This window comes from Burkholderia sp. AU33803 (assembly GCF_002223095.1).
In the GTDB taxonomy this organism is placed as follows: Bacteria; Pseudomonadota; Gammaproteobacteria; order Burkholderiales; family Burkholderiaceae; genus Burkholderia.
In genome coordinates, this window is sequence record NZ_NKFJ01000002.1 from 74713 (window position 1) to 92928 (window position 18216).

Sequence of the window (18216 nt, forward strand, 5' to 3'; positions counted from 1 at the left end):
GGGAAGGCGGCGCGGGGTGCGCCGCCTCGGGGCAGGGCCGGATCAGGCCGCTTCGTGCGGCGTGTCGGCGTTCAGCAGGTCGACGTACGCGACGGCGACGAGGTCGTCCTGCGACACGCCGAGCTTCGCGAACACGTCGTGCGCTTCGGCTTCGCCACCGGCTTCGTCGTCATCGGGGCCGAGCACGACTTCCAGTTCGATGAAATCGCCGAGGCCGTCGACGCGGTCGAGGTGGATGCGCGTGCGGCCCGCGAGGTATACGTGCCGTTCCTTCGTCACGATGCCGCGCGTGGTCAGCGCGGTGGCGAGCAGCGCGTGCATCGCGTCGGGGTTCGTCACCGGGCTGCGCGTGTAGTACGACGCCTTCGGGCCGTCGCGGTCGTCGCGCTGGTAGAAGATCAGTTCGGCCGGCGTGCCATCCTCGAAGCGGCGCAGCTTCAGCCGGCCGCGCGGCACGTCATAGAAGAAATCCTGCTGGCGATAGAACAGCGGCGCTTCGGTCGCGAGCCTGGCCGCCTGTTCGCGCAGCTGGTCGAATTCGCGGGCGCGGGCTTTGATCTCGATGTTGCGGGCCATGCGGGTCTCCTTCAATCGGGGTCTCGCGGTGTGCGAACGCACAATCTAGCAAAAAGCCCGCGAAGGTGGCGTGACGACCGGCGGGACGCGGCGACACGCCGCGGCCGGGAGGTTCGGCTTCCGTGATTTCCCCATTCCCGCACGCGTGAGGGCCCGCACGGTCGCCGGCTGCCGACCGGCGACGTGTCGGGCGTTGGCGCCAGGTGCGCGGCCGGCCCCCGCGCTATCAGCAGCCCTCATATCGCCCACTGCGCTTCGATCAGCCGCAGCGCCGCAGCGATCGCCGGTTCGTCGCGCCGCTCGGCGAGCGTCACGAACGTCAGCTCGGTGGGCACCGTCACCGGCTCGACGATCGTCAGCGCATGCGCATGCGCTTCGGCCAGCGCGGTCGAGTCGCGCGCGAGCGTCAACCCGATCCCCGATTTGACGAGGTCGAGCATCGACTGCTCCTGGTCGACCTCGGCCACCTTGAGCGGCTGCGCGCCGGCCTCCGTGAAGCGTCGCGACAGCAACCGGTGGTGCGCGGACGCCGGCGGCGTCCAGATCCACGGCAGCGCGGCAAGCGCGCGCCAGTCGTGGGCGCGCTGCACGCGCTCCTTCCAGCCGGCCGGCGCGAGCACGCGGTACTGGAAATGCGTGAGCGTGACGGTATGGAACAGCGCGCCGTCGAACGGATCGTCCTCGCCCGGCCGGCCGATGTAGTAGCCGACGTCGAGCGCCCGCGTGCGCACCTGTTCGATGACCCAGCCCGACATCCCGTGCCGCAGCGCCGTCTCGATCTGCGGATGGGTTTCGACGAGCGCGCGCAGGAAGCCGCCGAGCCGCAGGAAGCCCGGGTCGAGGATCGTGCCGATCCGCAGCCGGCCGCGTACCTCGTGCCGCAGCGCAGCAGCCGCGCGCTGCACGTCGGCGGCCGCGGCGAGCGCACGTTCCGCATGCGGCAGCAGCGTCTGGCCGTCGCGCGTGAGCGCGAGGCCGCGCGATGTGCGCGTGAACAACGTGACGCCGAGCGTTTCCTGCAGATGCTTGATCTGCAGGCTGACCGCCGGTTGCGTCAGGTGCAGCTGCACGGCGGCGCGCGTGAGGTTGCCTTCGCGCGCGACCGTCGCGAACGCGCGGAGCAGGGTGAGATCCATCGTCGTGATATGAGCGCCGCTTATAACGCAGTTCAGCATAACTCATTGGATCGGCGGCCGGCGGCCGGAGTACGCTTCATCGGTCGTGGCGCGGGGCCGCAAGCGCGGCTCGTGACGCACTATGCTGAAAATGACGCGCGGCGTTGCGCCGCGTGACAGGAGACAAACCGTGACCACCCAACGCACGCTAGAAGGCGAATTCGATTACGTGATCGTCGGCGCGGGCACCGCGGGCTGCGTGCTCGCGAACCGCCTGACCGAGGATCCCGACATCCACGTGCTGCTGCTCGAAGCGGGCGGCAAGGACGACTATCACTGGATCCACATCCCGGTCGGCTATCTGTATTGCATCGGCAACCCGCGCACCGACTGGCTGTACAAGACGCAACCCGAAGCGGCGCTCAACGGCCGTGCGCTGTCGTATCCGCGCGGCCGGGTGCTCGGCGGCTGCTCGTCGATCAACGGGATGATCTACATGCGCGGCCAGCGCGAGGATTACGACAGCTGGGCGCAGGAAACCGGCGACGCCGGCTGGTCGTGGGACAGCGTGCTGCCGATCTTCAAGCGCAGCGAGGATCACCATGCGGGCGCGAGCGATGCGCACGGCGCGGGCGGCTACTGGCGTGTCGAGAAGCAGCGGCTGCGCTGGGAGATTCTCGAATCGTTCGCGCAGGCCGCGCAGCAGACCGGCATCCCGGCAACCGACGATTTCAACCGCGGCGACAATGCCGGGGTCGGCTATTTCGAGGTGAACCAGAAGCGCGGCGTGCGCTGGAATACGTCGAAGGCGTTCCTGCGGCCCGCGATGGCGCGCCCGAACCTGACCGTGATCACCGGCGCGCAGGCGCAGCGCGTGATCTTCGACGGGCGGCGCGCGGTCGGCGTCGAATACCGCGGCGGCGGCACGGATTACGTCGCGCGGGCGCGTTCGGAGGTGCTGCTGACGTCCGGCGCGGTGAATTCGCCGCAGCTGCTCGAACTGTCGGGTATCGGCGACGGCCGGCGGCTGCAGGCGCTCGGTATCGACGTCGTGCAGGATCTGCCGGGCGTCGGCGAAAACCTTCAGGACCACCTGCAATTGCGGATGGCGTTTCGCGTCGAAGGCGTGCGCACGCTCAACACGCTGTCCGCGCACTGGTGGGGCAAGCTGATGATCGGCGCCGAATATGCGTTGCTGCAGCGCGGGCCGATGTCGATGGCGCCGTCGCAGCTCGGCGCATTCGCAAAATCCGATCCCGACGATCCCGCGCTCACGCGCCCCGATCTCGAATACCACGTGCAGCCGTTGTCGCTCGAGCGCTTCGGCGAGCCGCTGCACAGCTTCAACGCGTTTACGGCGTCTGTATGCCATCTGCGGCCGACGTCGCGCGGCAGCGTGCATATCGCGAGCGCCGATCCGGGCGCGGCACCCGCGATCGCGCCGAACTATCTGTCGACCGACCACGATCGCCACGTCGCCGCGAACGCGCTGCGGCTCACGCGCCGGATCGCGTCGGCGCCGGCGCTCGCGCGCTATCGGCCCGAGGAAATCCTGCCGGGCCTGCAGTATCGAAGCGAAGCCGAGCTGATCGAGGCGGCCGGCGCCGTCGGCACGACGATCTTCCATCCGGTCGGCACCTGCCGGATGGGGCGTGCCGACGATGAGCGCGCGGTGGTCGACAGCCGGCTGCGCGTACGCGGCATCGCCGGGCTGCGAATCGTCGATGCATCGGTGATGCCGTTCATTACGTCGGGCAACACCAATTCGCCGACGCTGATGATCGCCGAGCGCGCGAGCGACATGATTCGTGCCGATCGCCGTGCGGCGCGCGAAGCGACACCGGTGCGCACGGAGCCGGCGGTGACAGCCGCGTGACGGAACGCTGACACGTACGACAGCGGGCCGTCATGAGGACACCCGCTGATTCGATCTGCGAAACAAACTGCCGTTGCAGCAGCGGTGCCGAGGGGGCCGATAGAAGCGACTAACGCCGGTTCGTCCCGCAAGATCCATGCAAGCCGTGCAGCCGCACGGCTTTTTTGTTGCGTGCGTGCCGGACCGTGCGGAGGAGGTCAACGCACGATGATGCACGTGTCAAAAAAACGGCGTGTAAAACCGTGCACAGCCGCGTGCGACAGGGCGGCCCGCCCTATAAGTGCAAATCCCGATGATTGCACTGCACCAACGGCGAGACAATGTGGCGCAGTGTGCATACGCGTCGGCGCGGGAGACCACCCTCGAGGCGTAACACGGCGCCCGGGGCGGCCCGCTCATCCGCTGACCTGTTTCGCGGACGCTTCTCGCGAATTTTCCCGGTGCTTCGCCTGACTTCGTACGGAAGGGAACATGATTCTCGGCGACACGATTCTGGAAACACGCGGACTGACCAAGGAATTCAGGGGTTTCACGGCCGTCAACGGCGTGAACCTGCGTGTGCGTCGCGGTGCGATCCATGCGCTGATCGGGCCGAACGGCGCGGGCAAGACCACCTGCTTCAACCTCCTCACCAAATTCCTGACGCCGACGGCCGGCCAGATCGTCTTCAACGGCATCGACATCACCGACGAGCGGCCCGCGCAGGTCGCGCGGCGCGGCATCATCCGCTCGTTCCAGATCTCGGCCGTCTTTCCGCACCTGACCGCGCTGCAGAACGTGCGCATCGGGTTGCAGCGCGCGCTCGGCACCGAATTCCATTTCTGGCGCAGCGAACGCACGCTGAAGCGGCTCGACGACCGTGCGATGGACCTGCTCACGCAGGTCGGCCTCACCGATTTCGCGCAGGTGCCGACCGTCGAGCTCGCATACGGCCGCAAGCGCGCGCTGGAGATCGCGACCACGCTCGCGATGGAGCCCGAACTGATGCTGCTCGACGAGCCCACGCAGGGGATGGGCCACGAGGACGTCGATCGCGTGACCGCGCTGATCAAGAAGGTCGCGAGCGGCCGGACGATCCTGATGGTCGAGCACAACATGAACGTGATCGCGGGCATCTCCGACACGATCACCGTCCTGCAACGCGGCGAGGTGCTGGCCGAAGGCTCGTATGCGGAAGTGTCGAAGAATCCGCTCGTCATCGAGGCCTACATGGGCAGCGCCGACGCGGCGCTCGCGGGGGCGCACGCATGAAGCACAGCGAACGGGAGGAACGCGAATTGAGCGGCGTCGAAAGCGGTACGCCCGCGCTGGAGATCACGGGCCTGGAGGCCTGGTACGGGGAATCCCACATATTGCACGGTGTCGACCTGACGGTGCATCGCGGTGAAGTCGTCACGCTGCTCGGCCGCAACGGCGCGGGCCGCACGACGACGCTGCGCGCGATCATGGGCCTGACGGGCCGCCGCAGCGGGTCGATCAAGGTCGCGGGCAACGAGACGATCGGCCTCGCGACGCATCGCATCGCGCATTACGGCATCGGCTACTGCCCGGAGGAGCGCGGGATCTTCTCGAGCCTGTCGTGCGAGGAGAACCTCATGTTGCCGCCGTTGATCGGGCCGCGCGAGCACGCGATGCCGATCGACGAGATCTACGCGATGTTCCCGAACCTCGCGTCGCGCCGGCAGAGCCAGGGCACGCGTCTGTCCGGCGGCGAGCAGCAGATGCTCGCGGTCGCGCGGATCCTGCGCACCGGCGCGAACCTGCTGCTGCTCGACGAGATTTCCGAAGGCCTCGCCCCGGTGATCGTGCAGGCGCTCGCGCGGATGATCGTCGCGCTGAAGGCGCGCGGCTACACGATCGTGATGGTCGAACAGAATTTCCGCTTCGCCGCGCCGCTCGCCGACCGCTTCTACGTGATGGAGCACGGCAGCATCGTCGAGCATTTCCAGGCGGCCGAACTGGAAAGCAAGATGCCGACCCTGCACGACCTGCTCGGGGTGTGACGCCGCCCCGTTTCCCTTGCCGCTAGCCGTGGCGGCCTTCGAACAACCACAACGCATCAGAACAACAGGAGACGTCAATGAAAATGAAGACCCTCGCACAGGCCTGTCTCGCGCTCGCGACTGCCGCGTTCACCGCCGGCGCCGCACACGCGGCGGATACCGTGAAGATCGGCTTCATCACCGACATGTCGGGGCTTTACGCGGATATCGACGGGCAGGGCGGCCTCGAGGCGATCCGCATGGCAGTGGCCGACTTCGGCGGCAAGGTGCTCGGCAAGCCGATCGAGGTCGTCTATGCCGATCACCAGAACAAGGCCGACATCGCCGCGTCGAAGGCGCGTGAATGGATGGACCGCGGCGGGCTCGACCTGCTGGTCGGCGGCACGAACTCGGCCACCGCGCTGTCGATGAACCAGGTCGCGGCCGAGAAGAAGAAGGTCTACATCAACATCGGCGCGGGCGCCGACACGCTGACCAACGAGCAGTGCACGCCGTACACGGTCCACTACGCGTACGACACGATGGCGCTCGCGAAGGGCACCGGTTCGGCGGTGGTGAAGCAGGGCGGCAAGTCGTGGTTCTTCCTGACGGCCGACTATGCGTTCGGCAAGGCGCTCGAGAAGAACACGTCGGACGTCGTGAAGGCGAACGGCGGCCAGGTGCTCGGCGCGGTGCGCCACCCGCTGTCCGCGTCGGACTTCTCGTCGTTCCTGCTGCAGGCGCAATCGTCGAAGGCGCAGATCCTCGGCCTCGCGAACGCGGGCGGCGACACGATCAACTCGATCAAGGCCGCGAAGGAGTTCGGCATCACGAAGACGATGAAGCTCGCCGCGCTGCTGATGTTCATCGACGACGTGCACAGCCTCGGTCTCGAGACGACCCAGGGCCTGGTGCTGACCGACAGCTGGTACTGGAACCGCGATGCGGCGTCGCGCCAGTGGGCGCAGCGCTACTTCGGCAAGATGAAGAAGATGCCGTCGAGCCTGCAGGCGGCCGACTACTCGTCGGTGACGACCTACCTGAAGGCCGTCCAGGCCGCCGGCACGACCGATTCCGACAAGGTGATGGCCGAGCTGAAGAAGATCAAGATCAACGACTTCTATGCCAAGGGCTATATCCGCACGGACGGCAGCATGATCCACGACATGTACCTGATGGAAGTGAAGAAGCCGGCGGAATCGAAGGAGCCGTGGGATTACTACAAGGTGCTCGCGACGATTCCGGGCGAGCAGGCGTTCGGGACCAAGCAGGAAACGCGCTGCGCGTTGTGGAAGTAGGCAGGGCGTAGCGGCGCGCGCGGGCGCGCCGCTCGGTGGCGGCTGCGGCGATGTGCCCGCTGCGCCGCCCGCGCGTGCGACGCATGAAGGTTGCGCACGCAACGAAACTCATTCTGACGGCTAAGTCGATGGAAATCTTTGGCATTCCGTTGCCGGCGATGCTGAGCCAGTTGCTGCTCGGGCTCGTCAACGGCTCGTTCTACGCGATCCTGAGCCTCGGGCTCGCGGTGATCTTCGGGCTGCTCAACGTGATCAACTTCGCGCACGGCGCGCTGTTCATGCTGGGCGCGATGCTTGCGTGGATGGGCCTGTCGTATTTCGGGCTGCCGTACTGGGCGATGCTCGTGATCGCGCCCCTGGTCGTCGGCGCGTTCGGGATCCTGATCGAACGCTCGATGCTGCGCTGGCTGTACAAGCTCGATCACCTGTACGGGCTGCTGCTCACGTTCGGGCTCACGCTGGTCGTCGAAGGCGTGTTCCGGTCGATCTACGGCTCGTCCGGCCAGCCGTACGACGTGCCGTCGCAGCTGTCCGGCGCCACCAACCTCGGCTTCATGTTCCTGCCGAACTACCGCGCATGGGTGGTGGTCGCGTCGCTCGCGGTGTGTCTCGCGACGTGGTTCGTGATCGAGAAGACGCGCCTGGGCGCGTACCTGCGGGCGGGCACCGAGAACCCGAAGCTCGTCGAGGCGTTCGGCGTGAACGTGCCGATGATGATCACGCTCACCTACGGCTTCGGCGTCGCGCTCGCCGCGTTCGCGGGCGTGCTGGCCGCGCCGGTGATCCAGGTGTCGCCGCTGATGGGGCAGCCGATGATCATCACCGTGTTCGCGGTGGTCGTGATCGGCGGGATGGGCTCGATCCTCGGCTCGATCGTCACGGGCCTGCTGCTCGGCGTGATCGAGGGCTTCACGCGCGTGTTCTACCCCGAAGCGTCGGCCACGGTCGTGTTCGTGATCATGGCGATCGTGCTGCTGTTCCGCCCGGCGGGCCTCTTCGGCAAGGAAAAATGATGCAGAGAAAAGTGCTCTACGGCGTGCTGCTCGCCGCACTGCTCGCCGCGCCGTTCATCGGCGCGTATCCGGTGTTCGTGATGAAGGTGCTCACGTTCGCGCTGTTCGCGGCCGCGTTCAACCTGCTGATCGGCTATACGGGGCTGCTGTCGTTCGGCCATGCGATGTTCCTCGCGACCGCCGGCTATGCGACCGGTTATTCGATGCAGACGCTCGGTTTCACGCCGGAGCTCGGCGTGCTGGTCGGCACCGTTGCCGCGACGCTGCTCGGGCTCGTCGTCGGGCTGTTCGCGATCCGGCGGCAGGGCATCTACTTCGCGATGATCACGCTCGCGTTCGCGCAGATGGTCTACTTCATCTACCTGCAGGCGCCGTTCACGCACGGCGAGGACGGGCTGCAGGGCGTGCCGCGCGGCCATCTGTTCGGGCTGCTCGATCTGTCGAACGACGTCGCGCTGTACTACGTCGTGCTCGCGGTGGTGGTCGCCGCGTGCGCGTTCATCGTGCGGGTCGTGCATTCACCGTTCGGCCAGGTGCTCGTCGCGATCAAGGAGAACGAAGCGCGCGCGATCTCGCTCGGTTACGACACCGACCGCTTCAAGCTGCTCGCGTTCATCCTGTCGGCGGGCATCGCGGGGCTGGCCGGCTCGCTGAAGGTGCTGGTGCTCGGTTTCGAGACGCTGTCGGACGCGTACTGGACGATGTCGGGTCTCGTCGTGCTGATGACGCTCGTCGGCGGGATGGGCACGTTGTTCGGGCCGCTGCTGGGCGCGGCACTGATCGTCGCGCTGGAAGACCGGCTCGGCGACATCGGGGAATGGCTTGCATCGACGACGGGCGTCGCGTGGTTCCATTCGCTCGGCGAATCGGCGACGATCGTCACGGGACTGATCTTCATCGCGTGCGTGCTGGCGTTCCGGCGCGGCATCGTCGGCGAGATGGTCGCGCGGATCAAGCCGCTCAGGGCGTCCTGAATGCGTGCTGCGCGCGTCGCCGCGCATTGATGCGAAGCACCATCCGGCATGCTCCGGAAGGACGCAGGAGCGGGCTCGGGCCGGTGCCGAGCGGCAGGCTAGTGCCCCATTTTCGTGCGGCGATGCACCATAGGGGTAAATGCTAAGTTGCCGTGGTGCTTAAGCCTCTTTAAGATCCACTTTAGTTCTGATGCACCGCGAAACGAATTTGCAGGTGGAGAACGAGGAGACAATCGAGGCACAAAGTGCCCGAACCCCAAAGCGCTGTTGGACGGAATCCAACAGCGCTTTTTCATTTGCGTGCACGGATTTCCGCTGTTGGTGCATCGGCCTGTGCGGCGGCCGTATTCCACGCCTGCGTTCGCCCCGCGCTTCACCGCGTCCCCCGTTTTCCCGTTTTCCGTTTTCCGCTTTCCGCTTTCCGCTTTCCGCTTTCCCTCGATTCGTTCGCAGACGATGCTCAGCCGTGCCCCGGCCGTTCGGGCTAACCCGGTTGGCGTGCGCAAAACGCGTCCGTTACACTCAGCTTTCGCCGACCGCGCGGTCGGGAAAATCGGTCGGCAGTTCTCCTACAAGCAGAATGCAGAAGAGGGAGTACGGTTGGATGAGCAGCGCAGCACGATGGATCGGGGCAGGAAGGGCGGCAGGTGCCGTTCGTTCGTCGTGGGGTTGGGCTGCTGTCGCCGCGGCCTTCCCGAGCCGTTCTGCGGCCGGTAGACGCGTTCCGGCGCCATTGCCGGTCGTTGCGTGCGCATCCGTATCGATATTCGCAACCGTATTCGCATGAGCGGCCGGCTTTCCGATCATGTGCCGCGCGTGGGCCTGGCCGCATCAGGCCGGATCGACGTGCCTTTCCTTGATCGTTGCGCATGCATCGATTGCGCACACGATTGCACCTTTCTCCGCTTTCTTCATCCAGACGACACCGCCGCTGCGCATCGTGACGGTCGAACGACCGTTTCGACTGCCGGCCGGTGCGTCCGTGCGTGGTTCCGTCCGGGTGCCGTTGAAGATGAGGTGTTTCACGGGAAAACGAGCGTAGACGCGGTATGGCGAGATAGTTAATTTATTAACTTGTTTGAGGACCGGGAGCCGCCCGAGCGACCCGCGGATTTTTCGAGCAGCGTTTGGAGACAACGTAAATGAAGATGAATCGATGGATGGAGGCCGTGCTCGCCGCGGGCCTCGTGTGCGCGGCGGCAACGGCGTCGGCGCAGGTGAAGATCGGCGTGACGCTGTCGGCCACCGGGCCGGCCGCGTCGCTCGGGATCCCGGAGAAGAACACGATCGCGCTGCTGCCGAAGGAAATCGCCGGCAAGAGCGTGCAGTACATCGTGCTCGACGACGCCTCCGACACGAGCCGCGCGGTGCAGAACGTGCGCAAGCTGATCGATGAAGATCACGTTGACGCGATCATCGGCTCGTCCGTCACGCCGAACTCGCTGGCAATGCTCGACCCCGTGTCGCAGGGCAAGACGCCGACGATCTCGCTCGCGGCGAGCGCCCAGATCATCTCGCCGATTGACGCGAAACGCGCATGGATGTTCAAGGTGCCGCAGAACGACCAGCTGATGGCCGACGCGATCGCCGGCTACATGGCGAAGCACGGCGTGAAGACGGTCGGCTTCATCGGTTTCGCCGATGCGTACGGCGACAGCTGGTACAAGACGTTCGATGCGGCGGCCGCGAAGAACGGGCTGAAGCTGGTATCGAACGAGCGCTACAACCGCACCGACGCGTCGGTGATGGGGCAGGTGCTGAAGCTGATGGGCTCGAATCCGGATGCGGTGCTGATCGCCGGCTCCGGCACGCCGGCGGCGCTGCCGGCGAAGACGCTGAAGGAACGCGGCTACAAGGGCAAGGTGTACCAGACGCACGGTGTCGCGAACAACGACTTCCTGCGCGTGTGCGGCAAGGATTGCGAAGGCGAGATCCTGCCCGCCGGCCCGGTGCTCGTGACCGACCAGCTGCCCGATTCGAACCCGGTGAAGAAGCCGGCGCTCGGCTACAAGGCCGCGTACGAGAAGGCGTACGGCGCGGGCTCGCTGGCGACGTTCGGCGGCCATGCGTGGGATGCCGGGCTGCTGCTGCAGCGTGCGATTCCGGACGCGCTGAAGAAGGGCCAGCCGGGCACCGAGGCGTTCCGCGAGGCGCTGCGCGCGTCGATCGAGAACGTGAAGGACCTGCCCGTGTCGCACGGCGTGATCAACATGACGCCGACCGACCACAACGGCTTCGACACGCGTGCGCGCGTGATGGTGCAGATCGTCGACGGCAAGTGGAAGCTGCAGGCCGAGTAAGCATCATGTGAAACCGGCGTGCGCGGCGCGACAGGCGTCGTGCATGCCGTCGGCAGGGCGCCGGGCCCGACGGGCCGCGACCATGCCCATGTCGTGTGGAACCGCAGGGGCTCGCTGCGTGGCGCCCGACGCGCCGATCTTGCGGCCCGTGCGCCCCGGCCGTTCCTGTCTTTCGTTTCTCCGCAGCCTTCTCGATACACGAAACGTATGGATCTCTCGATTGCAGCGATCCTCGCGCAAGACGGCATCACGACCGGCGCCATATATGCATTGCTGTCGCTGGCGCTCGTGCTGGTGTTTTCCGTCACGCGGGTGATCTTCATTCCCCAGGGCGAATTCGTCGCCTACGGTGCGCTGACGCTTGCCGCGTTGCAGGCGCAGAAATTTCCCGCCACCTGCTGGCTGCTGTTCGTGATGGGCATCGCGTGCTTCCTGCTCGAAGTCGGCGGCCTGATCCGGCATCGCGAACGGCGCCATCAGCTCGGCCGCACGCTCGCGACGCTCGGCAGCCGCTACGTCCTGCTGCCGCTCGCGGTGTTCGCGATCACGCGCAGCTTCGCGATGCAGCCGCTGCCGATGCTCGCGCAGATCGCGCTGACGCTCGCGATCGTCGTGCCGATGGGGCCGTTCGTCTACCGGCTCGTCTACCAGCCGATCGCCGAAGGCACGACGCTGCTGCTGCTGATCGTGTCGGTCGCCGTCCACTTCGCGATGGTCGGGTTGGGGCTCGTGATGTTCGGCGCCGAAGGCTCGCGCACCAATGGCTTCTCGGATGCGTCGCTGTCGATCGGCAGCATGACCGTGTCGGTGCAGAGCATCCTGGTCGTCGTGACGGCGCTCGTGCTGATCGGCGCGCTCTACGTGTACTTCGGCCGCACGATCGCCGGCAAGGCGCTGCGCGCGACGTCGGTGAACCGGCTCGGCGCGCGGCTCGTCGGCATCGGCACGACCGAGGCCGGGCGGCTCGCGTTCACGTTCGCGGCGGGGCTCGGCGTGCTGTCCGGGATCCTCGTCGGCCCGTTGACGACGATCTACTACGACTCGGGCTTCCTGATCGGCCTGAAGGGTTTCGTCGGCGCGATCATCGGCGGGCTCATCAGCTATCCGCTCGCGGCCGCCGGCTCGCTGCTCGTCGGCGTGCTCGAATCGTATTCGTCGTTCTGGGCGAGCGCCTACAAGGAGGTGATCGTGTTCACGCTGATCATTCCGGTGCTGCTGTGGCGGAGCTTCGCCACGCCTCACGCGGAAGACGAAGAGGAGTGACACGATGAAGACGATGGTACGCAACAAGACCTTCTGGGTGTTTCTCGTGGTGCTGTTCGCGCTGCCGGTGCTGCCGGGCGCGCTGCAGGTGCCTGAATACTGGATCACGCTGCTGAACTACATCGGCCTCTACGCGATCGTCGCGATCGGGCTCGTGCTGCTCACGGGCGTCGGTGGGATGACGAGCTTCGGGCAGGCCGCGTTCGTCGGCATCGGCGCCTACGCGACCGCGTTCCTGACGACGCGCTATGGCGTATCGCCGTGGCTCGCGCTGATCGTCGGCGTCGTGCTGACGGCGCTCGTCGCGCTCGTGCTCGGTGCGGTCACGATGCGGCTGTCCGGCCACTTCCTGCCGCTTGGCACGATCGCGTGGGGCCTCGCGTTGTTCTACCTGTTCGGCAACCTTGAACTGCTCGGCAAGTACGACGGGATCAACGGGATTCCGGCGCTGAACCTGTTCGGCATCACGCTCGACAGCGGCCGCAGCCTGTATTTCCTGATCTGGGCCGTCGTGCTGGCCGCGATCGTGTCGGTGCAAAACCTGCTGAACAGCCGTCCGGGCCGCGCGATTCGTGCGCTGCGCGGCGGCGGCGTGATGGCCGAGGCGATGGGCGTGAACACCGCTTGGATGCGCGTCGTGATCTTCGTCTATGCGGCCGTGCTCGCGGCCATCTCGGGCTTCCTGTACGCACACCTGCAGCGTGCGGTGAACCCGACACCGTTCGGGCTGAACCACGGGATCGAGTTCCTGTTCATGGCTGTGGTCGGCGGCGTGTCGCACGTGTGGGGCGCCGTGCTCGGCGCGGCGATCCTGACCGTGCTGCAGGACTACCTGCAGACGCTGCTGCCGAAGCTGCTCGGTTCGGAAGGCAACTTCGAGATCATTGTGTTCGGCGTGCTGATGGTGCTGCTGCTGCAGTACGCGCGCCAGGGCGTGTGGCCGTTCGTCGCCAGGCTGTTCCCGCGCGGGCCGCGTGCGCATGTGCCCGAGCACGCCGATCCGTTGCCGCAATGCGCGAAGCCCGTGGCTGGCGAGCCGCTGCTCGTCGTCGACAACGCACGCAAGCAGTTCGGCGGGCTCGTGGCCGTCAACGACGTCAGCTTCGACGTGAAAGCGGGGCAGATCATCGGGCTGATCGGCCCGAACGGCGCGGGCAAGTCGACCACGTTCAACCTCGTGACGGGCGTGCTGAAGCCGACGGGCGGCACGATCACGTTCCGTGGCGAGCGCATCGACGGGCTCACCTCGCGCCAGATCGTCCGCCGCGGCATCGGTCGGACGTTCCAGCACGTGAAGCTGTTGCCGGCGATGACGGTGCTCGAGAACGTCGCGATCGGCGCGCACCTGCGTGGCCATACCGGCGTGTGGCGTAGCGTCGCGCGGCTCAATGCCCACGAGGAGGCGCAGCTGCTCGCCGAGGCCGCCCAGCAGATCCGCCGCGTCGGGCTAGAGAAGCACATGTACGACGAAGCGGGCAGCCTCGCGCTGGGCCAGCAGCGGATTCTCGAAATCGCGCGGGCGTTGTGCTGCGACCCGACGCTGCTGCTGCTCGACGAGCCGGCCGCCGGGCTGCGTTACCAGGAGAAGCAGCAACTCGCCGACTTGCTGCGGCGGCTGAAGGCGGAGGGCATGAGCGTGTTGCTCGTGGAACACGACATGGATTTCGTGATGAATCTCACCGACCGGCTGGTGGTGATGGAATTCGGCACACGGATCGCGGAAGGGCTGCCGCAGGACGTGCAGCAGGATCCGGCGGTGCTCGAAGCGTATCTGGGCGGGGTGGAGTGATGACGGACACGACGATGCCAATTCTCGACGTGCGCGGGCTGGCGGTCCGGTACGGGAAGGTGGAGGCGCTGCACGGCGCGGCGATCAGGGTCGGTGCGGGGCAGATTGTCAGCGTGATCGGGCCGAACGGCGCCGGCAAGTCGACGCTGCTGAACGCGATCATGGGCGCGCTGCCGGTGACCGGGCATGCGTCGGGCGCGATCGTGTATCGCGGTCACGATGTCGGTGCATTGCCGGTCGAGCAGCGCGTCGCACGCGGGATGTGCCTCGTGCCGGAAAAGCGTGAGCTGTTCAGCACGATGACGGTCGAAGACAACCTCGTGCTGGGCGCGTATCGGCGCAAGCTGGCAGGTGAAGCGAACTTCCTCGATCAGCTCGATCACGTGTTTGCGCTGTTTCCTCGGCTGAAGGAGCGGCGCAAGCAGGCGGCCGGCACGCTGTCCGGCGGGGAGCGGCAGATGCTCGCGGTTGGCCGGGCGCTGATGGGAAAGCCCGACCTGCTGATGCTCGACGAGCCGAGTCTCGGGCTGGCGCCGCTGATCGTGAAGGAGATCTTTCATATCATCAGCGCGTTGCGTGGGACGGGCGTGGCGACGCTGCTGATCGAGCAGAATGCGCGGGCGGCGCTGCAGATCTCCGACTACGGCTACGTGCTGGAGACGGGCGAGTTTGCGCTGGAGGGGCCAGCGGCCGACCTCGCACAGAATCCGCGTGTGATCGAAACCTACCTCGGGCTGGCGAAGAAAACGGCTTGATCGGTGGCTCGGTGGGAGGGAAACGGGCGGCGTGTTTCACGTGAAACACGCCGCTTTTGTTTTTGAGTCGAGATCCGACCTCCAATGCATCGGCGGTTAGCAATCAGGGGATAAGTACCGGAGGAACAATCAAAAGCGCTGTGCAGTGGCGGCAGGTGGAGGCATCCAGCGTGCAGATGGCGATCTGGTTTGTCGATCGGGGTAGGTTGCCACGCGTTCCACAGAACGATGATGTGCCGGGTCACAGGGGATAAGTGCCGAGCGAACCGATGGAAATTCTGTGAGGAAGAGATGTAGGGTGCTTCGCTGGGGCGTTGGGCGGGCACAGGCCTCGAACGGGTTGTATGTTCCACGTGAAATTTCCCGGCACATGGATCTCTGCACAGGCGCAACGATGTGCGGCGGGATGGCCTGGAAGCTTCGCAGGCATGGGCGCTGAACCACAGATTCATCGGTCCGACATCGAAAAATCGACGAAATGCACAGACCCTACCATTCGGACGGCATTCGGGTGAAAAGCGAACCCGCTATAATTCGCCCCATACATTTCTCAGATAGGTTCGTGCGCAGTCCTGCGTACGGAATCCACCATGCTTTTTCCCACAGAATTTGACGTCATCGTCGTCGGTGGCGGTCATGCCGGCACCGAAGCTGCGCTGGCGTCCGCCCGCATGGGCGCAAAGACACTGCTGCTGACCCACAACATCGAAACGCTTGGGCAGATGAGCTGCAATCCGTCGATCGGCGGCATTGGCAAGGGCCATCTGGTCAAGGAAGTCGATGCGCTGGGCGGCGCAATGGCAGCCGCGACGGACGAGAGCGGTATTCAGTTCCGGATCCTCAATTCGTCGAAGGGTCCGGCCGTGCGCGCGACGCGTGCGCAGGCCGACCGTATCCTGTACAAGGCCGCGATCCGCCACCGGCTCGAGAACCAGCCGAACCTCTGGCTGTTCCAGCAGGCCGTCGACGACCTGATGGTCGAAGGCGACCGTGTGGTGGGCGCCGTCACGCAGATCGGCATCCGCTTCCGCGCCCGTGCGGTCGTGCTGACCGCCGGCACGTTCCTCGACGGCAAGATCCACGTCGGCCTGAACAATTACACGGGCGGCCGCGCGGGCGATCCGGCAGCCGTGTCGTTGTCGTCGCGCCTGAAGGAGCTGAAGCTGCCGCAGGGTCGCCTGAAGACCGGTACGCCGCCGCGTATCGACGGCCGCTCGATCGATTTCTCGCAGCTGACCGAACAGCCCGGCGATCTCGATCCGATCCCGGTCTTCTCGTTCCTGGGCCGCGCGGAGCAGCATCCGCAGCAGCTGCCGTGCTGGGTCACGCACACGAACGAGCGCACGCACGACATCATTCGTGGCGGTCTCGACCGTTCGCCTATGTATACAGGCGTGATCGAAGGCGTCGGGCCGCGCTATTGCCCATCGATCGAGGACAAGATTCACCGGTTCGCGTCGAAGGAATCACACCAGATCTTCCTGGAGCCGGAAGGGCTGACGACCAACGAGTTCTATCCGAACGGGATCTCGACGAGCCTGCCGTTCGACGTCCAGCTCGAGCTCGTGCATTCGATGCGCGGCCTCGAGAACGCACATATCCTGCGCCCCGGCTACGCGATCGAGTACGACTACTTCGATCCGCGTGCGCTGAAGGCGTCGCTCGAGACGAAGGCGATCAACGGTCTGTTCTTTGCGGGCCAGATCAACGGGACGACCGGCTATGAAGAAGCGGCCGCGCAGGGTCTGCTGGCCGGCCTCAATGCGGGCCGCTATGTGCAGGAGAAGGATGCATGGTGCCCGCGCCGTGACCAGGCCTACCTTGGCGTGCTGGTCGACGATCTCGTGACGCGTGGCGTGGCCGAGCCGTACCGGATGTTCACGAGCCGCGCCGAGTATCGCCTGAGCCTGCGTGAAGACAATGCCGACATGCGCCTGACCGAGATCGGCCGCGAACTGGGGCTCGTCGACGACGTGCGCTGGGATGCATTCAGCCGGAAGCGCGACGCTGTTTCACGTGAAACCGAACGCCTGAAGTCGACGTGGGTTACGCCCAAGACGTTGCCGCCGGAAGAGGCGACCGCGCTCCTCGGCAAGGCGATCGACCACGAATACAGCCTCGCCGAGCTGCTGCGTCGTCCGGGTATCAGCTATGACGGCGTGTGTGGCTTGAAGGGCGGCGAATGCGGCCCGGCAGAGCCGCTGGCCGACGATCCGGTGATGCTCGAGCAGATCAAGGAGCAGGTCGAGATCGGCATCAAGTATCAGGGCTATATCGAGCGCCAGGCCTCCGAGATCGAACGCAACGACGCGAACGAGAACACGCGCCTGCCGGACGGTATCGATTACCGCGAAGTCCGCGGCCTGTCGTTCGAGGTGAGCCAGAAGCTCAACGAGTTCCGGCCGGAAACGATCGGGCAGGCATCGCGCATCTCGGGCGTCACGCCGGCTGCGATCTCGCTGCTGATGGTGCACCTGAAGCGCCGCGGCCTGGGTCGCCGTAATGGCACTGCCGCAGAGGCAACGGCGCAGGGGGACGGCGCCGTCCCGACGCAACAATGACGGCGCGTCGCGCGCCGGCGGTTAATCGGGACGTACTGGAACAGATGCTCGTCGAAGGCACGACGGCGCTCGACCTCACGCTGACGGATGCACAACTCAACCAGCTGCTCGACTACGTCGCGCTGCTCGGCAAGTGGAACGCGGTCTACAACCTGACCGCGATCCGCGACCCGAAGCAGATGCTGATCCAGCACATCCTCGATTCGCTTTCCATCGTCCCGCATCTGCGCGGCCGTGCATCGGCCCGCGTGCTCGACGTGGGCTCGGGCGGCGGGTTGCCGGGTATCGTGCTGGCGATCGTCGAGCCGGACTGGCAGGTCACGCTGAACGATATCGTGCAGAAGAAGTCTGCCTTCCAGACTCAGATGCGCGCGGAGCTGAAGCTCGCGAACCTGTCGGTGGTCACCGGTCGGGTCGAATCGCTTCAGCCGGGCGTCGAAGTGCCGGAAAAATTCGACATGATCGTATCCCGCGCTTTCGCGGATCTATCCGACTTCGTTAAACTTGCTCGTCATCTGGTCGCGCCGGGCGGATCGATCTGGGCGATGAAGGGCGTTCATCCGGACGACGAGATTGCGCGATTGCCGGAAGGCAGCCGCGTGAAGCAGACGATACGGCTGGCGGTTCCGATGCTCGATGCCGAACGGCATCTGATCGAAGTGGCCGTCGACGAAGCGAATTGAAGGGCAGGCGCGCAGTAGCGCGCCGTTTGTT

The 18216-nt window shown here is 65.9% G+C and carries 15 protein-coding genes; 12 read left to right on the forward strand and 3 right to left on the reverse strand.

Going from position 1 to position 18216, the window contains the following annotated elements:
- Positions 1-42: 42 nt before the first annotated feature.
- Both CFB41_RS00435 and CFB41_RS00440 read right to left on the reverse strand, forming a co-directional pair.
- Entirely contained in the window at positions 43-576 is a 534-nt protein-coding gene (locus CFB41_RS00435; protein WP_069246759.1) for a class IV adenylate cyclase, read from the reverse strand.
- 236 nt (positions 577-812) lie between these two features.
- The gene (locus CFB41_RS00440) at positions 813-1712 is read right to left on the reverse strand and encodes a LysR family transcriptional regulator (protein ID WP_089455330.1); all 900 of its coding nucleotides are present in this window, start codon (positions 1710-1712) and stop codon (positions 813-815) included.
- A gap of 169 nt (positions 1713-1881) precedes the next feature.
- On the opposite strand from CFB41_RS00440, the gene CFB41_RS00445 reads away from it, so the two are divergent.
- The 6 genes from CFB41_RS00445 (at position 1882) to CFB41_RS00470 (ending at position 8834) form a co-directional block, all read left to right on the forward strand.
- Positions 1882-3567 carry a GMC family oxidoreductase gene (locus CFB41_RS00445; protein WP_089455331.1) on the forward strand — a complete coding sequence of 562 codons (1686 nt, stop codon included), beginning with the start codon at positions 1882-1884 and terminating at the stop codon, positions 3565-3567.
- 471 nt (positions 3568-4038) lie between these two features.
- The gene (locus CFB41_RS00450) at positions 4039-4818 is read left to right on the forward strand and encodes an ABC transporter ATP-binding protein (RefSeq protein ID WP_021160426.1); all 780 of its coding nucleotides are present in this window, start codon (positions 4039-4041) and stop codon (positions 4816-4818) included.
- The gene (locus CFB41_RS00455) at positions 4815-5570 is read left to right on the forward strand and encodes an ABC transporter ATP-binding protein (protein ID WP_039351472.1); all 756 of its coding nucleotides are present in this window, start codon (positions 4815-4817) and stop codon (positions 5568-5570) included. Before CFB41_RS00450 ends, CFB41_RS00455 begins: the two co-directional genes overlap by 4 nt.
- Positions 5571-5647: 77 nt before the next feature.
- On the forward strand, positions 5648-6847 hold the full coding sequence (locus CFB41_RS00460; protein WP_089438907.1) for an ABC transporter substrate-binding protein: 1200 nt from the start codon (positions 5648-5650) through the stop codon (positions 6845-6847).
- Between the two features lie 128 nt (positions 6848-6975).
- Positions 6976-7860 (forward strand): branched-chain amino acid ABC transporter permease, encoded by an 885-nt coding sequence (locus CFB41_RS00465; protein ID WP_011350508.1) that lies wholly within the window; start codon positions 6976-6978, stop codon positions 7858-7860.
- Positions 7860-8834: a branched-chain amino acid ABC transporter permease gene (locus CFB41_RS00470; protein ID WP_039351467.1), complete on the forward strand. Its 975-nt coding sequence runs from the start codon at positions 7860-7862 to the stop codon at positions 8832-8834. Before CFB41_RS00465 ends, CFB41_RS00470 begins: the two co-directional genes overlap by 1 nt.
- A 522-nt stretch (positions 8835-9356) precedes the next feature.
- Here the strand turns inward: CFB41_RS00470 and CFB41_RS00475 are convergent.
- Positions 9357-9641, reverse strand: coding sequence for a hypothetical protein (locus CFB41_RS00475; RefSeq protein WP_089455332.1), 285 nt, complete (start codon positions 9639-9641; stop codon positions 9357-9359).
- 335 nt (positions 9642-9976) lie between these two features.
- Between CFB41_RS00475 and CFB41_RS00480 the strand changes: the two genes are divergently transcribed.
- The 6 genes from CFB41_RS00480 to rsmG all read left to right on the forward strand — a co-directional run bounded on the left by CFB41_RS00480 (position 9977) and on the right by rsmG (position 18185).
- Positions 9977-11134, forward strand: a complete 1158-nt coding sequence (locus CFB41_RS00480) for an ABC transporter substrate-binding protein (RefSeq protein WP_089455333.1) — start codon at positions 9977-9979, stop codon at positions 11132-11134.
- 207 nt (positions 11135-11341) lie between these two features.
- Complete coding sequence (locus CFB41_RS00485; RefSeq protein ID WP_089455334.1) at positions 11342-12397, forward strand: branched-chain amino acid ABC transporter permease; 1056 nt, start codon at positions 11342-11344, stop codon at positions 12395-12397.
- Positions 12398-12401: 4 nt separating this feature from the next.
- Positions 12402-14186, forward strand: coding sequence for an ATP-binding cassette domain-containing protein (locus tag CFB41_RS00490; protein WP_089455335.1), 1785 nt, complete (start codon positions 12402-12404; stop codon positions 14184-14186).
- Entirely contained in the window at positions 14186-14941 is a 756-nt protein-coding gene (locus tag CFB41_RS00495) for an ABC transporter ATP-binding protein (protein ID WP_089455336.1), read from the forward strand. The genes CFB41_RS00490 and CFB41_RS00495 overlap by 1 nt, the downstream gene beginning before the upstream one ends.
- 590 nt (positions 14942-15531) lie before the next feature.
- On the forward strand, positions 15532-17502 hold the full coding sequence (gene mnmG / locus CFB41_RS00500; RefSeq protein WP_089455337.1) for a tRNA uridine-5-carboxymethylaminomethyl(34) synthesis enzyme MnmG: 1971 nt from the start codon (positions 15532-15534) through the stop codon (positions 17500-17502).
- Positions 17499-18185 carry a 16S rRNA (guanine(527)-N(7))-methyltransferase RsmG gene (rsmG, locus tag CFB41_RS00505; RefSeq protein WP_089424148.1) on the forward strand — a complete coding sequence of 229 codons (687 nt, stop codon included), beginning with the start codon at positions 17499-17501 and terminating at the stop codon, positions 18183-18185. The genes mnmG and rsmG overlap by 4 nt, the downstream gene beginning before the upstream one ends.
- The last annotated feature ends 31 nt before the right edge of the window (positions 18186-18216 follow it).

Coding starts and splice junctions, on each gene's coding strand:
- CFB41_RS00435 (WP_069246759.1), bottom strand. CDS start 576: ATGGCCCGCAACATCGAGATCAAAGCCCGCGCCCGCGAATTCGACCAG.
- CFB41_RS00440 (WP_089455330.1), bottom strand. CDS start 1,712: ATGGATCTCACCCTGCTCCGCGCGTTCGCGACGGTCGCGCGCGAAGGC.
- CFB41_RS00450 (WP_021160426.1), top strand. CDS start 4,039: ATGATTCTCGGCGACACGATTCTGGAAACACGCGGACTGACCAAGGAA.
- CFB41_RS00455 (WP_039351472.1), top strand. CDS start 4,815: ATGAAGCACAGCGAACGGGAGGAACGCGAATTGAGCGGCGTCGAAAGC.
- CFB41_RS00460 (WP_089438907.1), top strand. CDS start 5,648: ATGAAAATGAAGACCCTCGCACAGGCCTGTCTCGCGCTCGCGACTGCC.
- CFB41_RS00465 (WP_011350508.1), top strand. CDS start 6,976: ATGGAAATCTTTGGCATTCCGTTGCCGGCGATGCTGAGCCAGTTGCTG.
- CFB41_RS00470 (WP_039351467.1), top strand. CDS start 7,860: ATGCAGAGAAAAGTGCTCTACGGCGTGCTGCTCGCCGCACTGCTCGCC.
- CFB41_RS00475 (WP_089455332.1), bottom strand. CDS start 9,641: ATGATCGGAAAGCCGGCCGCTCATGCGAATACGGTTGCGAATATCGAT.
- CFB41_RS00480 (WP_089455333.1), top strand. CDS start 9,977: ATGAAGATGAATCGATGGATGGAGGCCGTGCTCGCCGCGGGCCTCGTG.
- CFB41_RS00485 (WP_089455334.1), top strand. CDS start 11,342: ATGGATCTCTCGATTGCAGCGATCCTCGCGCAAGACGGCATCACGACC.
- CFB41_RS00490 (WP_089455335.1), top strand. CDS start 12,402: ATGAAGACGATGGTACGCAACAAGACCTTCTGGGTGTTTCTCGTGGTG.
- CFB41_RS00495 (WP_089455336.1), top strand. CDS start 14,186: ATGACGGACACGACGATGCCAATTCTCGACGTGCGCGGGCTGGCGGTC.
- mnmG (WP_089455337.1), top strand. CDS start 15,532: ATGCTTTTTCCCACAGAATTTGACGTCATCGTCGTCGGTGGCGGTCAT.
- rsmG (WP_089424148.1), top strand. CDS start 17,499: ATGACGGCGCGTCGCGCGCCGGCGGTTAATCGGGACGTACTGGAACAG.